A 17922-nucleotide genomic window follows, 5' to 3' on the forward strand; every position below is an offset into this window, starting at 1 on the left:
TCACTCGAGGAGGCCGCGACGCATCGCTTCGGCCACCGCCGCGGCCCGGTCGCTCACACCGAGCTTCTCGTATAGCCGCTGGACGTGTGTTTTGACGGTGGAGGGCGCCAGGAACATCTCCTTGCTCATTGCGGGGATGCTCTGGCCCCGCGCGATGTAGCCCAGTACTTCTCGCTCGCGCGCACTGAGTACCGGGCCCGATGGCTCGGCGCGCCGCCTGATCTCGCTCACAATACCTGCGGCGAGTTCCGCCGGCAGCACCTCCTTGCCCTTGGCTGCGTCGAGAACGGCCTGGACGATTTGACCGCGGCTGGCTTCTTTCGGGAGAAAACCACACGCGCCTTCCTGCAATGCGCGGTACACGATCGCTGAATCGTTGTGCGCGGAAAGCAGCAGGACCCGCGTCGCTAGTCCGTCCCGGCGCACCGCGGCCGCGACCTGCGTGCCATCGAGGTGCGGCATCCGGAAGTCAACCAGCGCGACCGCAGGCTGATGCTCCCGAATGAGGTCGAGTACGGCCGCCCCGTCGTCAGCTTCGCCAATGACGTCGATGTACCCGCTCTGATTGAGCGCCCGGATCACGCCGTCGCGGAACAGGGGGTGGTCATCGCCCACAACAACCCGAACTTTCGCGGACATACCGTAAGCATCCCACCGCGATGGCTGATTCGGTCCCGATTAGACAGGATTTTGCGACAGGCCCACGTAAACCGCACAGCTGGTTTACGCTGCGCATATGCCCCTCACTCACCCATCTAGCGGGCACCACTCGCGTCGGCGTCACACCAGCGTTAACCCGATTTTCACGCGCGAGCCCGTAGGGATTCCCAAAGATCAATTCCCCGCCGATCAGCTCGACGCGGATACGGCTTACCAAGTGGTTCACGACGAACTTATGCTCGACGGAAACGCCCGCCTGAACCTCGCAACGTTTGTCTCCACGTGGATGGAACCACAGGCACAAGTGCTCATGGCGGAGTGCTTCGACAAAAACATGATCGACAAAGATGAGTATCCCGCCACGGCGGAGCTCGAACGGCGTTGCGTCAGCATGCTCGCGCACCTCTGGCACGCGCCGCCGGCAGCCGCCGCGACCGGTTGTTCGACCACCGGATCGAGTGAGGCCTGCATGCTGGCCGGGCTTGCGCTGAAAAGGCAGTGGCAAGCCCGCCAAACGGGCTCAGGTGGGCGCCCGAACATCGTTATGGGTGCGAACGTACAAGTGTGCTGGGACAAGTTCGCCAACTATTGGGACGTTGAACCGCGGCTCGTGCCCATGGACGGTGACCGGCTGCACCTTACTGCGGAGGAGGCCGTCAAGTATTGCGACGAGAACACTATCGGGGTCGTCGCGATCCTCGGTTCGACCTTCGACGGCAGTTACGAGCCAGTCGCCGACATTTGTGCTGCCCTCGACGATCTGCAGGAGAACACCGGGTGGAACATCCCTGTTCACGTTGACGGTGCGTCCGGGGCGATGATCGCGCCTTTCTGTGATCCGGAACTGGAGTGGGACTTCAGGCTCGACCGGGTTGCCTCTATAAATACCTCGGGGCACAAATACGGTCTTGTGTACCCGGGGGTCGGGTGGGTCGTGTGGCGTGATGCAGCGGCGCTGCCGGACAATCTGGTGTTTCGGGTGAATTACCTGGGCGGTGAGATGCCGACGTTCGCACTCAATTTCTCGCGGCCCGGCGCTCAGGTTGCGGCGCAGTACTACAACTTCATCCGCCTGGGGTTCGACGGATATCGGCGTGTTCAGCAGACCTGCCGTGACGTCGCGACCCGGCTCGCAGCGTCCATCGGTGAGCTCGGGCCCTTCGAACTCATCACGCATGGAGATCAGCTCCCGGTATTCGCCTTCACGCTGCGATCCGACGTGACACGGTACTCGGTGTTCGATGTGTCCGCGGCCCTGCGAGAAGATGGGTGGCTCGTCCCCGCCTACACGTTTCCTGAGAATCGCGAGGACCTCGCCGCACTGCGGGTTGTGGTGCGCAACGGGTTCAGCCATGATCTCGCCGATAGGTTCCTGGAAGACGTCGCACGGGCGCTCGCGCGGCTAGAGAAACAGAGCAGTCCGGCGCGTGGTGATGAAGCAGCTTCCTTTGATCACGGCGGGACACGCGCAAACACGGCATGATGGCGTCATGCTCGACGCTGCCCACCCCACCCGCGCACGGCAGTGGAGCCGTCGCGACGCGTTTGCGCTCGCAGCGGCATGCTGTGTCACCTTGCTCGCGTCCTGCAGCAGGGAACCTGAACCGCCGCCGCCGGTGCCTGAACCGACGCCCACACCCGAGCCGCCACCACCGCCGCCTCCGCCCATGTACGCCATCAAGGTTGACAACATCGCTGCCGCTCGGCCGCACGTGGGGCTCGCAGCTGCCGACGTCATCGTCATTGAACCCGTCGAATACGGACTGACGCGAATACTCGCCGTGTACGCGGGTGACCTCCCCGAAACGGTTGGTCCGGTCCGGAGTGCGCGCACCACCGACATTGAACTGCTGGCGCAACTCGGTGAACCCACTTTCGCGTACTCCGGCGCTGCACCGCACGTCCTCTCAGCGCTCGGTGACGCGCCGCTCGTCAGCGCATCGGAACAGGCGTTCGCGGCGGCGTTCTTCCGTGACCCGGCACGCCGCGCCCCGCACAATCTGTACGTGCGGCCCGCACAATTGCCGCCTCCAGCACGCGAACCTACGCAACCGGTGATCGAGTTCGGATCTGCGCCCGAGGGCGGTACGGAAACCAGTTCGCACCGAGTTGGCTACCAGCGGGCCACGTACGACTTCGCGTGGGTGCCGGAAGCGGGACGCTGGTCCATCACCCTCGACGGCTCGCCGATGATATCGGCCGGAGAGGGCGACCTCAGTACCACGAACGTGGTGGTGCAAGAAGTTCCTGTCACGATCGAGCCCAACGGGTCACCGCTCGCCGCGACAGTGGGCGAAGGGAGGGTGACGGTGCTGCGGGAAGGGCTGCGATTCGATGGCCGCTGGCACCGCCCGGCGCGGGAAGAACCCACTCGATACACCACTGACGAGGGTGCCCCGCTGCCACTGCAGGAGGGCACCACCTGGGTGCTACTCGTTCCCGCGCCGTGATACCCGTCAGCAGCGTCGGAACAACGCGGCGAGCGCTTGGCCACCGCCGATGCACATGGTGACGATTCCGAGTTCCAGGTCGCGCCGCACCAGATCCTTCGCGACGCGCAGTGACAAGATCGCACCTGTCGCACCTACCGGGTGACCGAGCGCGATCGCACCGCCATACGGGTTCGTTTTCGCCGGGTCGAGTTTCGCGTCGCGGATCACGGCGACCGCCTGGGAAGCGAACGCCTCATTGAGCTCGACCGTGTCGATGTCGTTAGGGGACGTGCCCGTCGTTTCGAACAGCTTTTGTAGCGCGAGCACCGGCGCGTACCCCATAAGCTCGGGTTCCATCGCCGCGGTGGTGACGGCCTCCAGTGTGACAAGGCCCTTCAGCCCACGTTCCTCGACTGCTGCCCCGGTCGCGAGAACGACCGCTGCGCCACCATCGTTGATGCCGGAGGCGTTGCCAGCGGTGACGCTGCCGTCTTTCTGGAAAGCTGGACGAAGCTTCGCGAGCGTCTCGATGCGGGTGTCGGGTTTCGGGTGCTCGTCGGTGCTGACTGTCCGCCCGTTGCGGCCAGGGGTCTCGACCGGCACGATCTCTTCCGCGAACGCATCCTTAGCTTGCTGTGTGGCAGCGCGCTGTTGCGACTGCAGAGCGAACTCGTCCTGCTCTTGCCGGGACACGCCATACTTCGCCGCGACGTTCTCTGCCGTGACGCCCATATGGACGCCGTGGAAGGGGTCGGTGAGCATCATGACAGTACCGTCGACGAGCTTCCGATCACCGAGCTTGTAGCCTGCACGCGCCGAGAAGTCGTAGAAGGGCATGCGGCTCATCGACTCATCGCCACCGGCGAGCGTCATGTCTGCCCCGCCCCAGCGCATCTGCATCGCCGCTGACCAGATGGCCTGCAGCCCGGAACCACACAGCCGGTTGACGGTGTAGGCTGGCACGTTCTTCGGCAGACCTGCTGTCACCGCGACCCGGCGCGCGTTGTAAGCGTCCGGACCTACCTGGCCGATGCACCCCATCACGACTTCCCGGATGTCAGCGGCCGCGACGTTCGCCCGATTCAGCGCCTCCCGCGCAGCTGCGGCACCAAGTTCGTGGGCAGGCACATCCTTGAATGCACCACCGAAGCTGCCGACTGGGGTGCGTGCGCCATCAACGAGGACGATTTTGTCTTTATTGGTCATTTGCACGATGTTATGACATCGCCAAGCGCGGGTTAGCTGCAGCACGGCTCGGGCTGACAGCACAAACTATCAAGCGGCAGAGACGGGACGGCGCTGATACTGAGGACATGACAGAAATGCCGCGCGACCGCGTCCGTGAACTGCTTGACGCAGTGCTGGCGGACACGGCTGAGGGACGCGACGATATGGCGCGGCGCGCATATGCGTCGCCATTTCATTTCAGCCGCCAGGTTCGGTTAGGGACGTACGAGTCGCCGGTGGCGTTGCGGCGCCGAGTGATACTTGAACGCGCAGCGTGGCGGATTGGCCAGGGAGAAAGTGTCACAGAGGTCGCGCTGAGCGAAGGATATGACACGGTCGAAGGGTTCTCACGTGCGTTCTCCCGCGCCTATGGCCGCCCCCCGAGCTCGGCGCGGGAACTCACGACGTACTGGCTGCCCGCGCCGAATGGTATCCACTTTCATCCGCCCATGTCGCTGTGGGTCGATGCGCCGGAAAAGACAGGGACGAGCATGGAACCCTCAATTCTGCTGGTACACCACGACGTCGATGACACACGGTATCTGCTCGAACTCGCCGGGAAGGTTTCTGCGCAGGATTTCACCCGTCCGATGCTGCCGAGACACGTGGTCCTATCTTTTGACGGCCCTGAGGAGTCGATAGCTGCTGTTCTGGACAACATCGTATGGTCCAAGGAGATTTGGCTGGCATCGATCGATGGGTGTGATACTCCCGCGCGGACCGGTCGTGACGTCGCAACGCTGGTCGCCCGCCATGAAGCTGTCGTGCCCCGCTGGCTCGGTGCTGTCAGCCGGATCTCCGAGGAAGGACGCTGGGGCGACGTTCTGATCGACGCGCTGTGCGACCCGCCCGAAAGCTTCATTCTCGGCAGCGTCATCAGCCATGTGCTGACGTTTTCTGCGTACCGGCGCCAGGTATTGCGCCGGATGTTGCACAGCGCAGGCGTCGCTGCCGATGACGGCGATCCCATCATGTGGCTGCATCAACGGCACCAGCCGGCACACGAAAGGCACGAGCTATGAGCATGACGCAGTTCTACACAGCAACAAGTCTCGACGGTTTCATCGCAACCAGCGACGATTCACTGGATTGGCTTCTCACGCGGGACCAGGAAGAGACGGGCCCGCTAAACTACGCCGACTTCTTCGCCAATGTCGGTGCGATGGCTATGGGCGCTACCACCTACCAGTGGATCGTTGACTACGAATTCGCAGACAAGGAACCGTCCGAATGGCGCTGGCCTTACGAGATTCCATGCTGGGTTTTCACCCACCGCAACCTGTCCGTCGTACCGGGGGCGAATATCCGGTTCGTTCGCGACAGCGTCCGGTCAGTCCATACGGAGATGGTGTCGGCGGCCAACGGCCGGAATGTGTGGGTAGCGGGTGGGGGAGATTTGGTAGGCCAGTTCGCGGATGAAGGGCTCCTCGACGAGATCATTCTGTATATCGCGCCCGTGACGCTTGGTGCAGGTAAGCCGCTGCTGCCGCGACGACTGGAGCTGAAACCGGAAGAGGTCGCTCGCAACGGTGAGTTCATGTGCGCGCGTTACTCGGTGGTGCGCTAGCTGACCGCGGCAATTGCGAAGGGCAGCACCGCATCAGCACCGGCGGCGCGCAGCGCGTGCGCTGCGACAGTGAACGTCCAGCCACTGTCAGTGAGCGTGTCGACGAGCAGAATTGGCCCCGGTGGCAGCCCCTCAGGCACCGTCCACGCGCCGTACAGCCCGGCGACCCGGTACGCCGAGTTGTGAGCGGTCACTGAGACATGGTCTGGGCGGGTTGCCAGCACACCGAGATTTGTCAGTCTGCCGAGTTCTGCGACGCGAGCCGCGAGTGACGCGCTGAGCATCGGGTGTGTGGGGGACTGCAGCGTGAGGACCGCTCGCGGGCGCTGCGCCCAATCCCACGCTTTCAGTACCTCGACAGTCGCGTCCACGACAGTGTCCGGCGCGGGACCGTCAGGCTGCTCGAGTAGCGACCGTAACCGCTGGCCCCACCCGAGATCGCTGAGGCGGCCGATAGCGCGACCTGGCTCGGCGGGCCCATCAATCTTCCCTGACAGCGGAACTCCGAGCTTGGCGAGCCCGGACGGCCACTGCCGGCGCGGCGTGAGCACGACGCCAGGGCGCGATAAGCGCGCGTCCGTCGCGGCAGCCATTTCTGCACTGATGTTCGCGGTGAAGCGCGGGCCGGAGCAGTTGTCGCAGCGGCCGCACGGCGCGGGGGCAGCGTCTAACTTCGGATCGTCGAGCTGTCGCCGGAGAAACTCCATGCGGCACAGTACGGTGGCGGTGTACTCGACCATCGACTGTTGTTCCGCCGATCGAGCCTGCTCGAGACGTGTGTACCGCTCGTCGTCGTAACTCCAGTCTTCCCCGGTTGAAATCCAGCCGCCTTTGACGCGCTGCACCGCACCATCGACGTCAAGCACTTTCAGCACCATCTCAAGCCGGTTGCGCGGGAGGTCGACAAGCGGTTCAAGAGCCTGCGTCGACTGGGCGCGCCCCGGGTTGAGGGCACGCAGGATCGTGCGAACAACGCCCTCGGCCGGGAACGCTACGGAAGCGAAGTAGTTCCAGATGTCTTTGTCTTCGGGACCAGGCAGCAGGAGAACCTCGGCGCGGTCCGCGGCCCGCCCAGCCCGGCCGACCTGCTGGTAGTAGGCGATGGGCGATGACGGCGCACCGACGTGCACGACGAAGCCCAGGTCTGGCTTGTCGAACCCCATGCCCAGAGCCGACGTTGCGACGAGCGCCTTGACCTTGTTCTCGAGAAGTTCTTTCTCCAGAATTTCGCGCTCGGTAGCATCCGTGCGACCGGTATAGGCGGCTACCTCGTAGCCGTGCTCCTTAAGGAGCACGGCCAGGTCGTCCGCAGCGGACACCGTAAGGGTGTAGATAATTCCACTCCCGGGCAGCGAGTTCAGGTATTCCGCAAGCCACGCCGCGCGTCTGCTGCCAGGGCCGAGGCTAAGAACTGAGAGGTGCAGGGATTCCCGGTCCAGTCCGCCCCGCAGGACCAGCGTCTCTGTGTCCGCACCGATGCCGAGCTGCTCGGCGATATCAGTGACCACGCGGTTGTTCGCCGTCGCAGTTGTCGCTAACACCGGCGTGCCGGGCCGAAGCTCACCGAGGAGACTGCGGATCCGCCGGTAGTCTGGCCGGAAATCGTGGCCCCAGTCGGACACACAGTGTGCCTCGTCAACGACCACCATGCCCGCATCGTTCGCGAGATGCGGGAGCACGTTATCGCGGAAGTCTGGATTGTTGAGGCGCTCGGGGCTCACGAGCAGCACATCGAGGGCCCCGGCGGCGACCTGACTGTGTATGCCGTCCCACTCTGTGATGTTCCCGGAGTTGATGGTGGCTGCCGTCACGCCTGCACGCTCGGCCGCAGCGACCTGGTTCCGCATCAGTGCTAGGAGCGGTGAGACGATAACCGTCGGCCCGCTGCCCATTGAGCGCAGCAGCTTAGCTGCGATGAAGTACACCGCGGATTTGCCCCAGCCGGTCTTTTGGACCACAAGCGCGCGCCTGCGTTCTGCAACGAGCGCCGATATCGCGGTCCACTGGTCCTCACGGAGTTTCGCGGCGGGACCGGCGAGGTCGCTGAGTAACGCTTGGGCACGCGCTTTGAGGTCCGCCGACATGGTCTCCATAGTGCCTTAGCGGTCTGACATTTTTGCATGGGGCAAGGTACTACTCCGCCCAGCGGCGCTCGGCCGTGAACGACGCGGTCAGCCAGAGATCAAATCCGAGATCGGACAGTTCCTCAGAAATCATTTCACGGACTACATCGAGCGTTTCTACGGTTCGCGCCGAGGTGTGCGGACCGACGACAAAGTCGACCTCCACGACGAGTTGGCCGCCCACCTTTGTGCTGCGCAGGTACGAGTCGATGAAACCGTGTTCAGCCTCAGCACGATCCACGGCTGCGCGAACACGATCCTCCAAATGACTCGGTGGCGCCATCTGGAGGACCTCCCGAAGGCCCTGAGCGAACAGCCGCATCGGCATGGCCAGGAACAGCAGGCACACGAGAGCGACCATTGCGGGATCGATGTAGTTTGCCACCGTCTCGTATCCCATCCGCTGAAGGATCACCGCGATGACAAACCCTGCGAGTACACCCGCACTGAGGTAGGTGTCCATCAGCCATTGGGCAGTTTCTGCACGGACCAGGCCTGAGTGCGTGCTGCGCTGCTTGCGCTTGAGGTAAATGGCGATCGCGCCGCAGCCGATAGTGGCCGCGGCGGCGTAGACGACGGCCCACCCAGCATCGATTTCCCGGCCGCCAGCGAGCAGGTCCATGACCGCGACCGTCAGCGCGTATACACACAGCGCACCAATCGCGACGGCTTTGACGATGATGGTGAGTGGTTCGAGAACATCACGGCCGAAGGGGAAACGTTTGCTTTCGCCGCGCTTGATGACGCGGAAGGCAAGCAGCGACAGCAGCGAAAGCAGCACGCTGATCAGGGAGTAGAGGCCGTCGAAGACGATCATCTGGGAGCTCACGGCGAGGCCCCACACGATCGCGAGGACTGCCCAGAAAAGGGCCGCCCAAATCGATAGCAGAATGAGGCGCGCGACGATCCGTGAATTGTTCATCGCCGGTCAGATTACTGCGTCCGGGGTAGCGTCGACGGAGTCGGCATCGACAAGGAGGTTGCGATGGTCCATGTGTTAGTGCTTGGTGGCGGCTTTGGGGGCGTGGCCGCAGCGCACCAGCTGCGGAACCTGTTATCAGCGGATGATGAGGTGACACTTATCGCGGCGAGCGACACGTTCTTCGTTGGTTTCGCGAAGCTCTGGGAGCTTGGTGACGTCCGTCCGCTTGCGGAGGGTACCCGATCGCTGAGCAGCCTGGAGAACCATCGCATCCGTTACGTCAATGCGGAGATTACGGCGATCGACGCGTCGGCCTGCTCGGTGGAGACTTCCGCAGGTGCATTCACTGCGGATGGAATGATCGTGGCGCTCGGCGCGACCCACCCGGCGAAGCACGCGACGTTCTTCGGGACAGGTGTGCACAACGTGTACAGCGCGCAGGCGCTGCCAGGCCTGAAACAGGCACTGCTGGCCGCGGCGGAGACAGGTGCTGACGAGAACGCCACCGTCGTGATCAGCATTCTTGGGGCGCCGTACCTGTGCCCGCCCGCGCCGTTTGAGGCAGCACTGATCGTCGATGAGTGGCTGCGGCAGCGCGAATGCCGCGACCGAGTCGATCTTGTGGTGTCGACGCCGCAGCCGATCACGTTGCCGGTGGCGGGTCCAGACGCTAGCCATTTCCTCTCCGAGCAGTTAAAAGCGCGCGGCGTGCGGGTTCTCACCGAACACAAGGTGGAGGACATCGACTCAGATGGGACGATCCGCTTCGGCAACGGCGAGGAACTGCGGGGCTCACTCATCGCCGGCGTGCCAGCAGCCGCACCGCCGCCGGTTGTCGCCTCGAGTCAGCTTGCTGCTGACGGGGGCTGGATCAAGCCTGATCCCCGCACTTTCGCGACGTCTTTCGACCGCATCTACGCGGCGGGGGACTGCACTCTGGTGCCCACCGCAAACGCGCAGCTGCCGAAAGCGGGCGTGTTCGCTGAGGCCGAGGGCAGAGTGGCCGCAACCAACCTGGCTGCGGATCTGATCGGCGGCTCGCGTGCAGAGTTCGACGGCCATGGTTACTGCTTCCTCGAACTGCCTGGCCGAAAGGTGGCGCGCGTCGAGGGGAATTTCTATGCTGAACCGCGTCCGGACGTGGTCTTGAGCGCGCCAGATGCGGCATCGTTCGCTGCGAAGCAACAGTGGGAATCGCAGCGCTTGTCTGAGTGGTTCGAATAATCAATCGGGCAGTAGCGGCACGGAGGTTCCTGGATCCCTGCCCAGCAGCGCGCCCCGCGTGAGGGAGGCTTTGCCGAATCGGTTCCACACACCGTCCACGGCGGCGTCGAGCAGCTTGTGGTCATCTTCCGGGTGGTCGCCGAACGGCAGCGTCAGCTGAGTCCCGTCGCGCGTGTCGAGGTTTCCGATCGCGACGCCGATCAGCGTGAGACCCCGAGCCGTTATCAGCGGCCTGGCGCTGGAAAGGATAGTTCGCGCCGCAGCCAGCACGCTTGCGGTTTCGGCGGTTGGCTGCGGCAAGGTGTGCGATCGCGTGGCGCGCGTGTAGTCGGCGAACCGAAACCGCAGGCAAATTGTGCGCCCGGTCCGGTTTGCAGCGCGCATTCTCCGGCACACCCGGTCGACGAGCATCATTAAGGCGGCGTCGAGATCCTCAGGCCTGTGCTCACCTCTGCCCAGTGCCCGCTGCGCCCCCATAGAGCGCCGCTTCTGACGCGGCTGCACGCGGCGCGGGTCTCGCGCGCATGAGAGGGCGTACAGGTGCCGCGCGCTTGCGCGGCCGAGCACGAGCGCAAGTTCTGTTTCGCCTGTGCGCGCGATGTCGCCGACCGTGGTGATGCCGTAACGCCGCAACTTAGCGGACGTGACTTTACCGACGCCCCAAAGGCGCTCGATGGGAAGCGGGTGCAAGAATTCGAGTTCGCTGCCAACCGGAACGACGAGTAACCCGTTCGGCTTCGCACACGCGCTGGCCACTTTGGACAGAAACTTTGTGCCCGCGGCGCCAACGCTGATCGGCAGCCCGGCCTCCCGCATCACATCGGCGCGCAGTTTGTGAGCGATGCGCTCCGCAGGACCGGCGATTGTGAGCAAGCCACCGATGTCGAGGAAAGCTTCATCAATCGAAATCCCTTCGACGAGCGGCGTCGTGTTCCGGAAAACGCCGAACACCGCCCGGCTTGCCGCCGCGTACGCCGACATTCGTGGTGGCACGACGATCGCATCCGGACAGAGATACCTTGCTTGCGCGCCGCCCATGGCGGTCCGCACGCCACGCGCTTTCGCTTCGTAGCTTGCAGCTAACACCACGCCGCCGCCCACGAGGACAGGCCGGCCGCGGAGGCGCGGGTTATCGCGTTGCTCGACAGACGCGTAGAACGAATCGAGATCCGCATGAAGGATAGTAGGCTGCCCGCTGGACACGAACATATGTTCGCATGTGGGTCTGACAGTTTTCGGGCCTCACAAACCACAAAACCGGCGTGTCAGCTGCTACACTCCGTAGACTCTGTTCATGGTGGATCCCGCTCTTCGCACTATTCCAGCCGGCCTTACTGATATCACCGCGCCGCGCACAATTGACGGGCTGAGCTTCATCGATCCGAATGATCCGGCTATGCCCATGTACCGTGTCATCGCTAACAACCGCCAGCCCGTCGCATTGCGCGACATGATGATTCAACCGGTCCGAACCGGGTACATCGGCACTGACCATCCCAAGCCGGACCCTAGTCTGGTCCCGCCGACGGGTGCAGAGGCAGTACCCGGCGTCGACGTCGATGAGGTGTACATCCCAATCGAAGGCGGTGTCGCGCGCTGCCAGATCTACCGGCCGCACGCTGCGCCGCCCGAAGCGCGACTGCCAGTGGTCGTCTACTACCACGGCGGGGGCTTTACGGTTGGATCCTCGGAAGACACCGACTTCATCGCGCGCCGGCTGGCATTCGACAATGATGCTGTGGTCGTGTCGGCGAACTATCGGCTGGCACCGGAGTTTCCGTTTCCGGCCGGGCTAGACGACGCGATGGGCGTCTACCAGTGGGTCACCGAGAACGCGCACCGTCTCGGTGGCGACGCGAGCCGGATCGTGGTGGGCGGGGATTCCGCGGGGTCGAACTTCGCCGCCGCGATTCCGCTCCGGGCCCGCGACGAGAACGTGCGCGTGCCCGACGCCGCTATCTTGCTCGGCGCGTTCACCGACTTCCACGGTGAGCGCTGGGAATCATTTCAGCGCATGGCGCCGCGCGGGATCGTCTACGACACTGCATTCTTCGGCTTTATCCGTGGCGCGTACCTCCCGGACACACCCTGGTCGCACCCGTGGGCCAGCCCGATTGAAGGAGACCTGACGGGGTACCCGTTCACCGTTATTGCGACGGGCACCCACGATCCGATCGTCGATTCCGCACGTGCGTTCGCTGAGCGTGTGGAAGCGGCGGGCGGACGCGTCGATGGGTACTACCCCGAAGGAATGCCGCATGGCTTCTATTTCTTTCCCGGGGTGCACAAGGAAGAAGCGATTGCCTTCGAGAGGGTCCGCGACGCACTCCGCCCGCTACTTCGACAGTGATCAGGCCTGGGGGAACTTGGGATAGAGGACCCCAGTGACGTGCTGTACCACGCGCACGACCTGGCTGGAGTAGCCGAACTCGTTGTCGTACCACAGGTAGACGACAGCGTGGTTACCGTTCACGATTGTCGCCTCAGCGTCGACAACGCACGCCGCGCGTGAGCCGACGAAGTCGGTCGACACGGTGTCAGGTGAGGCGATGAAGTCGATTTGCCGTTGCAGCGGCGACGCCAGCGATACCTCGCGAAGGTAGCTGACCATTTCGTCGCGGGTCGTCTCTTTGTCGAGGGTCAGGTTGAGGATCGCGATCGAAACATCAGGGGTCGGGACGCGAATCGACGAGCCGGTGAGCTTCCCATCAAGTTCAGGAAGCGCTTTCGACACCGCTGAGGCTGCACCTGTTTCGGTGAGAACCATGTTCAGCGGGGCGGAGCGGCCGCGGCGGTTGCCCTTGTGGAAGTTATCCAGCAGGTTCTGGTCGTTGGTGAATGAGTGCACCGTCTCGACGTGGCAGTAGTCGACGCCGTAGCGGTCATTGATGACCTTGAGTGCGGGAACGATCGCGTTTGTGGTACAGCTCGCGCAGGAAATGATGTTGTCATCATCTTCGATGGCGAGGTGGTTGACGCCGTGGACGATGTTCTTGACATCGCCCTTGCCTGGGGCGGTGAGGATGACTTTCGCGATGCCAGGGCGCAGGTGCTGTGATAGTCCGGCGCGATCCCGCCACCGGCCCGTGTTGTCGATCAGGACGGCGTCGTTAATGCCGTAGTCGGTGTAGTCGATGGTGTTCGGATCGTCGCTGTAGATGACCTTGATGGTGTTGCCGTTCGCGACAATCGTTTCGCTGGCTTCATCGACATGGATAGAGCCGTTGAAGTGCCCATGCACCGAATCACGGCGTAGCAGCGAGGCACGCTTGACAAGGTCATTCGCACCGCCCTTGCGGACCACGATCGCCTTCAGCCGCAGCCCATTACCGGAGCCGGACTTCTCGATGAGCAGGCGAGCGAGCAAGCGGCCGATGCGGCCGAAGCCGTACAGAACCACATCCCGCGGGGCGGACTTGCGCACGTTCTCGCTGGCGAGCGCTCCAGAGACGGCCCGGCGCGTGAACTCTTCGATGGAGAGTCCGCCAGCGTCCTTTTTATACGCCATCGCGAGGTGACCGATGTCGATACGCGACGGTCCAAGGTCGAGTTCAGCTACTGTCCTGAGGATGGGGAAGCTGTCTTCGATCGCAAGTTCGGCGTCTTCGATCTGGCGCACGAAACGGTGGACCTTGAGGATTTGCACCGCCGACTTGTTGACGAGCGAACGACTGTGCACGAGGATCGTGACATCCTTGCGCCGGTACAGCTGACCGATGATCGGAATCATTGCCTCGGCGAGCTCTTCACGGCGCTGCCAGTTTCCAAAAGCATCAGTCACAGCCGGTCCTCCATAGTGAACGTTTGCGCCCAGGCCGTATGACCGGGGCATACTCCGCAGATGAGCGTACTTGAGCCGGGGAAACGGACTTATCGGCGGTTGCCGGCTTTGTAACCACTTTCACAGTGCTTCACTGTGTGGGCGGACCTTCGAGGGCTCGCCTGAGAAGGTCTTCGACGTGCTCGCTGCTCGGGGGCTCATCCGAAAGAACGGACTGCATCTGGAGTCCGCAGAGAAGCACACCGAGCATATGAGCGGTGACTGAATCAGTGCGTTTGCCAAGGACTTCCGCGAGTGCGCGGTCCCAGTCGACCGCGGCCTCGCGCAACTGTGGACGGTGCAGTGCGAGCGCGTAGAGGTTGTATTCAGCCATCGTGCTGCTGCGGGATTCGCGCACTGAGTGAACGACAAAGATAGCAAGGGCTGCCGCTAGATCCGCGCCGGGCGCGAGTGATTCTTCCCACGCGCGCAGTTCCGCCACGCTCCGATCGGCGGCTTTGGCCAGGGCTGCCCGGAGCAGGTCATCCAGCGTCGCGAAGTGGTACGTCGTCGACCCTAGAGGTACTCCCGCCGCCGCCGCGACGCGGCGGTGCGTCAGCGCGGTGATGCCTTGTTCGGCCACGACAGTGATCGCCGCCTCCACGATGCGGTCAGGACGGTCCGGATCGGTGGGGCCGCGCTGGCGGCGCCGCGCGGCCTCCGGTTTCGCTCGGTGCACACCTCAAAACTATCTCAGCGGATATATGGACGCCAGTACACAAGTAGTGTACGTTCGTCCACATAGCATTCAAAGTGGCCTGCTTCACACATTCGATTCACGATTGAACTAAGGATCCGATGCTATGAACGATCTCTTCATCAACGGAAGCTGGGTTTCCCCAGCACTCGCTTCGGAGGGACGGGAGGTCCTCAATCCCTTCGATGGCAGCGTCTTGACTACGGTCGCCGAAGCATCTGCTGCCGACGTTGATCTCGCCGTGTCAGCCGCCCGGCACGCGTTCGATACTGGGCCCTGGCGCCGCACGTCAGCGCGAGAACGTGGCGAAATCGTGCGCACTATCGCCGCATATCTTCAGCGCGACAAAGAGGACATCGCTCACACCGAAACCCTCGACACCGGTAAGACACTCGCTGAAGCGCGTACAGATGTCGACGATGTCACCGCCGTCTTCGAGTACTACGCGAACCTCGCCGACGCCGATGCCGGCCGGATGATCGATACTGGCAGTGACACCGCCGTCAGCCGGGTTGTGTATGAGCCGGTGGGGGTGTGCGCGATGATCGCGCCATGGAACTACCCGCTGTTGCAGATGTCCTGGAAGCTTGCCCCGGCGCTCGCCGCGGGCAATACGGCGGTGATCAAACCCAGTGAGGTCACTCCGCTGTCGACGGTCCACCTTGTCAGAATTATCGAAGAGGCGGGCGTGCCCAAAGGTGTGGTTAACCTCGTCCTCGGCAGCGGCGCTGAAGTGGGCGACGCGATGGTGCGCCATCGCGGCGTAGACCTGGTTTCGTTCACCGGGGGGCTTTCCACCGGGCAGCGAATCATGGCTACTGCAGCGGAGGGCGTCAAGAAAATCGCCCTCGAGCTCGGTGGAAAGAACCCCAACGTGGTGTTCGCAGACACCGACTTCGACACCGCGGTTGACTACGCTCTGGCGGCCGCATTTTTCCATTCGGGGCAAGTGTGTTCGGCGGGCTCACGGCTGATCGTCGAGGATGCGATCCATGACGATTTTGTGGCCGAACTCGGCCGCAGGGCAGATCTGATCCGGCTTGGCAACGGCCTCGCCGAGGATACTGAAAGCGGTCCGCTCGTCTCTGCAGAGCACCGTGACAAGGTTGAGGGATACATCGCCTCCGCGCGAGCGGAAGGCGCACGCCTAGTGGCTGGCGGGTCTCGCCCCGCAGACCCTGACTTGCAGGCCGGATATTTCCTGCGGCCCACTGTGTTCGCTGACTGCACCAATGCCATGACGATTGTGCGCGAGGAGGTCTTCGGGCCCGTCGTCAGTGTGGAGCGTTTCCGCACCGAAGCGGAGGCGATCGCGCTCGCGAACGACACAGAATACGGACTCGCGGGCGCGGTGTGGACGAATGATGCCTCCCGCGCACAGCGCGTCGCTGCCGCGCTGCGGCACGGCACCATCTGGATCAACGACTACCACCCGTACCTCCCACAGGCGGAATGGGGCGGATTTGGCAAGTCAGGAATAGGCCGGGAACTCGGCCATAGCGGTCTCGATGAGTACCGCGAAGCGAAGCACATCTACCAGAACATTGCTCCCGCACCGATGCGGTGGTTCAAGGGCGCAGGAGGTAACAAATGAAAGCCAAGCAGTACGACTACATCATCGTGGGCGGCGGATCCGCTGGCTGCGTACTGGCGAATCGTTTGTCTGAAGATCCCAGCAATGAAGTGCTTGTGCTCGAAGCGGGGCGCCGAGACTGGAGCTGGGACCTCTTTATCCACATGCCCGCCGCGCTGACGATGGTGATAGGCAATCCGCTTTACGACTGGTGCTACGAGTCCGAGCCTGAACCGTACATGGGCGGGCGCCGGGTTTCCCACGGCCGGGGCAAGGTCCTCGGTGGTTCGAGTTCGATCAACGGCATGATCTTTCAGCGCGGCAACCCCATGGACCTCCAGCGCTGGGCGGCTGATCCCGGGATGGAGAACTGGGACTACGCGCATTGCCTGCCGTACTTCAAGCGGATGGAACACTGCACAGCTGGCGCCGACGATTGGCGCGGCCAGGGCGGACCACTCTGGCTGGAACGAGGCGAAGCGGAAAACCCACTGTTCAGCGCCTTCCTCGAAGCTGCGCAAGAGGCGGGCTACGATCTCACTTCGGACGTCAACGGCTACCGGCAGGAAGGCTTCGCACGGTTCGACCGCAACATCCGGAAAGGGCGCAGGTGGTCCTCGGCGCGTGCGTACTACCACCCTGTACGAGCACGGCCCAACCTAACATTGCGCACCCTCAGCCAGGCCACGCGTATCCTGTTCGACGGTAAGCGGGCAATCGGTGTCGAGTACAAACGCCCCGGCGGGCCCCGGCGCAAAGTGTTCGGCGGCGAGGTCATCCTTTCCGGCGGCGCAATCAACACCCCGCAGCTCCTGCAGCTTTCTGGAGTGGGGAATCCGAAAGACATTGAACCGCACGGCATCAAGGCCGTCCATGCGCTGCCCGGCGTTGGGGAGAACTTGCAGGACCACCTTGAGGTATACGTCCAGCACGCGTGCACGAAACCGATCTCATTCAACCCGGTGCTGAAAGTACGCAGCCGTCCGAAAGTCGGTATGCAATGGATGGTCAGCAAGAAGGGTCCTGCGGCAACTAACCATTTCGAGGCCGGCGGATTCGTGCGCGGAAACGACACCGTCGATTACCCCAATCTGATGTTCCACTTCTTGCCTATAGCGGTGCGTTACGACGGCACGTCGGTGGATGCCGAACACGGCTACCAGGTCCACATCGGCCCCATGTACTCCGACGTGCGCGGCAGCGTGAAGATCAAGTCTGCAGACCCCAAACAGCACCCGGCGCTTCGATTCAACTACTTGTCCACTCCGAACGACCGGAAAGAGTGGATCGAAGCAATCCACGTTGCACGCGACATTCTGAAGCAACCGGCATTCGCTGAGTTCGACGGCGGAGAGCTTTCGCCCGGCCCCGAAGTCACAACCGACGACGAGATCCTCGATTGGGTCGCGCGCGATGCGGAAACGGCGTATCACCCATCTTGCACAGCCAAAATGGGAGTCGATGACATGGCCGTGGTCGATCCCAACTCGATGAAGGTGCACGGCACGCAGGGTTTGCGCGTCGTCGATGCATCTGCGATGCCGTATCTGACGAACGGCAACATCTATGCGCCAGTAATGATGCTCGCCGAAAAGGCCGCCGACCTCATTCTCGGAAACACACCCCTGGAGCCGTCCTCGGTGCCGTACTACCGGCACCGCCATCAGGAAGGGTGAC

General features: G+C 63.2%; 15 protein-coding genes. 8 read left to right on the forward strand and 7 right to left on the reverse strand.

The genetic code is table 11. The annotated features are described in order from the left end of the window. Positions 1-639, reverse strand: a complete 639-nt coding sequence (locus tag ONR57_RS00060) for a response regulator transcription factor (RefSeq protein ID WP_265120754.1) — start codon at positions 637-639, stop codon at positions 1-3. Between the two features lie 97 nt (positions 640-736). Between ONR57_RS00060 and ONR57_RS00065 the strand changes: the two genes are divergently transcribed. Both ONR57_RS00065 and ONR57_RS00070 read left to right on the forward strand, forming a co-directional pair. Continuing rightward, positions 737-2143 (forward strand): glutamate decarboxylase, encoded by a 1407-nt coding sequence (locus ONR57_RS00065; RefSeq protein WP_265120755.1) that lies wholly within the window; start codon positions 737-739, stop codon positions 2141-2143. Between the two features lie 7 nt (positions 2144-2150). Then, positions 2151-3110, forward strand: coding sequence for a DUF3048 domain-containing protein (locus ONR57_RS00070; protein ID WP_265120756.1), 960 nt, complete (start codon positions 2151-2153; stop codon positions 3108-3110). 6 nt (positions 3111-3116) lie between these two features. On the opposite strand, the gene ONR57_RS00075 is transcribed toward ONR57_RS00070, so the two are convergent. Further along, on the reverse strand, positions 3117-4298 hold the full coding sequence (locus ONR57_RS00075; protein WP_265120757.1) for a thiolase family protein: 1182 nt from the start codon (positions 4296-4298) through the stop codon (positions 3117-3119). 107 nt (positions 4299-4405) lie between these two features. Between ONR57_RS00075 and ONR57_RS00080 the strand changes: the two genes are divergently transcribed. Together ONR57_RS00080 and ONR57_RS00085 are read left to right on the forward strand one after the other, a co-directional pair. Continuing rightward, a complete protein-coding gene (locus tag ONR57_RS00080; protein WP_265120758.1) occupies positions 4406-5341 on the forward strand; it encodes a helix-turn-helix domain-containing protein in 936 nt (311 codons plus the stop codon). Continuing rightward, a complete protein-coding gene (locus tag ONR57_RS00085) occupies positions 5338-5886 on the forward strand; it encodes a dihydrofolate reductase family protein (protein WP_265120759.1) in 549 nt (182 codons plus the stop codon). Before ONR57_RS00080 ends, ONR57_RS00085 begins: the two co-directional genes overlap by 4 nt. Here ONR57_RS00085 and ONR57_RS00090 read toward each other — a convergent pair. Then, the gene (locus tag ONR57_RS00090; protein WP_265120760.1) at positions 5883-7979 is read right to left on the reverse strand and encodes an ATP-dependent DNA helicase RecQ; all 2097 of its coding nucleotides are present in this window, start codon (positions 7977-7979) and stop codon (positions 5883-5885) included. The genes ONR57_RS00085 and ONR57_RS00090 overlap by 4 nt on opposite strands. Before the next feature lie 40 nt (positions 7980-8019). Next, positions 8020-8931, reverse strand: coding sequence for a cation diffusion facilitator family transporter (locus ONR57_RS00095; protein WP_265120761.1), 912 nt, complete (start codon positions 8929-8931; stop codon positions 8020-8022). Between the two features lie 63 nt (positions 8932-8994). Here ONR57_RS00095 and ONR57_RS00100 point away from each other — a divergent pair, with 63 nt between their 5' ends. Continuing rightward, the gene (locus tag ONR57_RS00100; protein WP_265120762.1) at positions 8995-10155 is read left to right on the forward strand and encodes an NAD(P)/FAD-dependent oxidoreductase; all 1161 of its coding nucleotides are present in this window, start codon (positions 8995-8997) and stop codon (positions 10153-10155) included. Here the strand turns inward: ONR57_RS00100 and dinB are convergent, their stop codons facing one another. After that, positions 10156-11364 (reverse strand): DNA polymerase IV, encoded by a 1209-nt coding sequence (gene dinB / locus ONR57_RS00105; RefSeq protein WP_265120763.1) that lies wholly within the window; start codon positions 11362-11364, stop codon positions 10156-10158. 85 nt (positions 11365-11449) lie between these two features. Here dinB and ONR57_RS00110 point away from each other — a divergent pair, with 85 nt between their 5' ends. Beyond that, the gene (locus ONR57_RS00110) at positions 11450-12505 is read left to right on the forward strand and encodes an alpha/beta hydrolase (RefSeq protein ID WP_265120764.1); all 1056 of its coding nucleotides are present in this window, start codon (positions 11450-11452) and stop codon (positions 12503-12505) included. Here the strand turns inward: ONR57_RS00110 and ONR57_RS00115 are convergent, their stop codons facing one another. Then, complete coding sequence (locus ONR57_RS00115; protein ID WP_374116359.1) at positions 12506-13987, reverse strand: glyceraldehyde-3-phosphate dehydrogenase; 1482 nt, start codon at positions 13985-13987, stop codon at positions 12506-12508. A gap of 79 nt (positions 13988-14066) precedes the next feature. Next, a complete protein-coding gene (locus ONR57_RS23245) occupies positions 14067-14654 on the reverse strand; it encodes a TetR/AcrR family transcriptional regulator (protein WP_265120767.1) in 588 nt (195 codons plus the stop codon). A 124-nt stretch (positions 14655-14778) separates the two neighbouring features. Between ONR57_RS23245 and ONR57_RS00125 the strand changes: the two genes are divergently transcribed. Continuing rightward, a complete protein-coding gene (locus tag ONR57_RS00125) occupies positions 14779-16266 on the forward strand; it encodes an aldehyde dehydrogenase family protein (RefSeq protein ID WP_265120768.1) in 1488 nt (495 codons plus the stop codon). Beyond that, positions 16263-17921: a choline dehydrogenase gene (gene betA, locus ONR57_RS00130; protein WP_265120769.1), complete on the forward strand. Its 1659-nt coding sequence runs from the start codon at positions 16263-16265 to the stop codon at positions 17919-17921. The genes ONR57_RS00125 and betA overlap by 4 nt, the downstream gene beginning before the upstream one ends. The last annotated feature ends 1 nt before the right edge of the window (position 17922 follow it).

It is taken from the genome of Hoyosella sp. YIM 151337, assembly GCF_026041215.1.
In the GTDB taxonomy this organism is placed as follows: Bacteria; Actinomycetota; Actinomycetes; order Mycobacteriales; family Mycobacteriaceae; genus Hoyosella.

What these genes read in the sequence shown, in the direction of transcription:
- ONR57_RS00115 (WP_374116359.1), bottom strand. Translation starts at nt 13,987, where the DNA reads ATGCCCCGGTCATACGGCCTGGGCGCAAACGTTCACTATGGAGGACCG.
- ONR57_RS00085 (WP_265120759.1), top strand. Translation starts at nt 5,338, where the DNA reads ATGAGCATGACGCAGTTCTACACAGCAACAAGTCTCGACGGTTTCATC.
- ONR57_RS00125 (WP_265120768.1), top strand. Translation starts at nt 14,779, where the DNA reads ATGAACGATCTCTTCATCAACGGAAGCTGGGTTTCCCCAGCACTCGCT.
- ONR57_RS00095 (WP_265120761.1), bottom strand. Translation starts at nt 8,931, where the DNA reads ATGAACAATTCACGGATCGTCGCGCGCCTCATTCTGCTATCGATTTGG.
- ONR57_RS00070 (WP_265120756.1), top strand. Translation starts at nt 2,151, where the DNA reads ATGCTCGACGCTGCCCACCCCACCCGCGCACGGCAGTGGAGCCGTCGC.
- ONR57_RS00060 (WP_265120754.1), bottom strand. Translation starts at nt 639, where the DNA reads ATGTCCGCGAAAGTTCGGGTTGTTGTGGGCGATGACCACCCCCTGTTC.
- ONR57_RS00110 (WP_265120764.1), top strand. Translation starts at nt 11,450, where the DNA reads ATGGTGGATCCCGCTCTTCGCACTATTCCAGCCGGCCTTACTGATATC.
- ONR57_RS00080 (WP_265120758.1), top strand. Translation starts at nt 4,406, where the DNA reads ATGACAGAAATGCCGCGCGACCGCGTCCGTGAACTGCTTGACGCAGTG.
- ONR57_RS00090 (WP_265120760.1), bottom strand. Translation starts at nt 7,979, where the DNA reads ATGGAGACCATGTCGGCGGACCTCAAAGCGCGTGCCCAAGCGTTACTC.
- dinB (WP_265120763.1), bottom strand. Translation starts at nt 11,364, where the DNA reads ATGTTCGTGTCCAGCGGGCAGCCTACTATCCTTCATGCGGATCTCGAT.
- betA (WP_265120769.1), top strand. Translation starts at nt 16,263, where the DNA reads ATGAAAGCCAAGCAGTACGACTACATCATCGTGGGCGGCGGATCCGCT.
- ONR57_RS00065 (WP_265120755.1), top strand. Translation starts at nt 737, where the DNA reads ATGCCCCTCACTCACCCATCTAGCGGGCACCACTCGCGTCGGCGTCAC.
- ONR57_RS00075 (WP_265120757.1), bottom strand. Translation starts at nt 4,298, where the DNA reads ATGACCAATAAAGACAAAATCGTCCTCGTTGATGGCGCACGCACCCCA.
- ONR57_RS00100 (WP_265120762.1), top strand. Translation starts at nt 8,995, where the DNA reads ATGGTCCATGTGTTAGTGCTTGGTGGCGGCTTTGGGGGCGTGGCCGCA.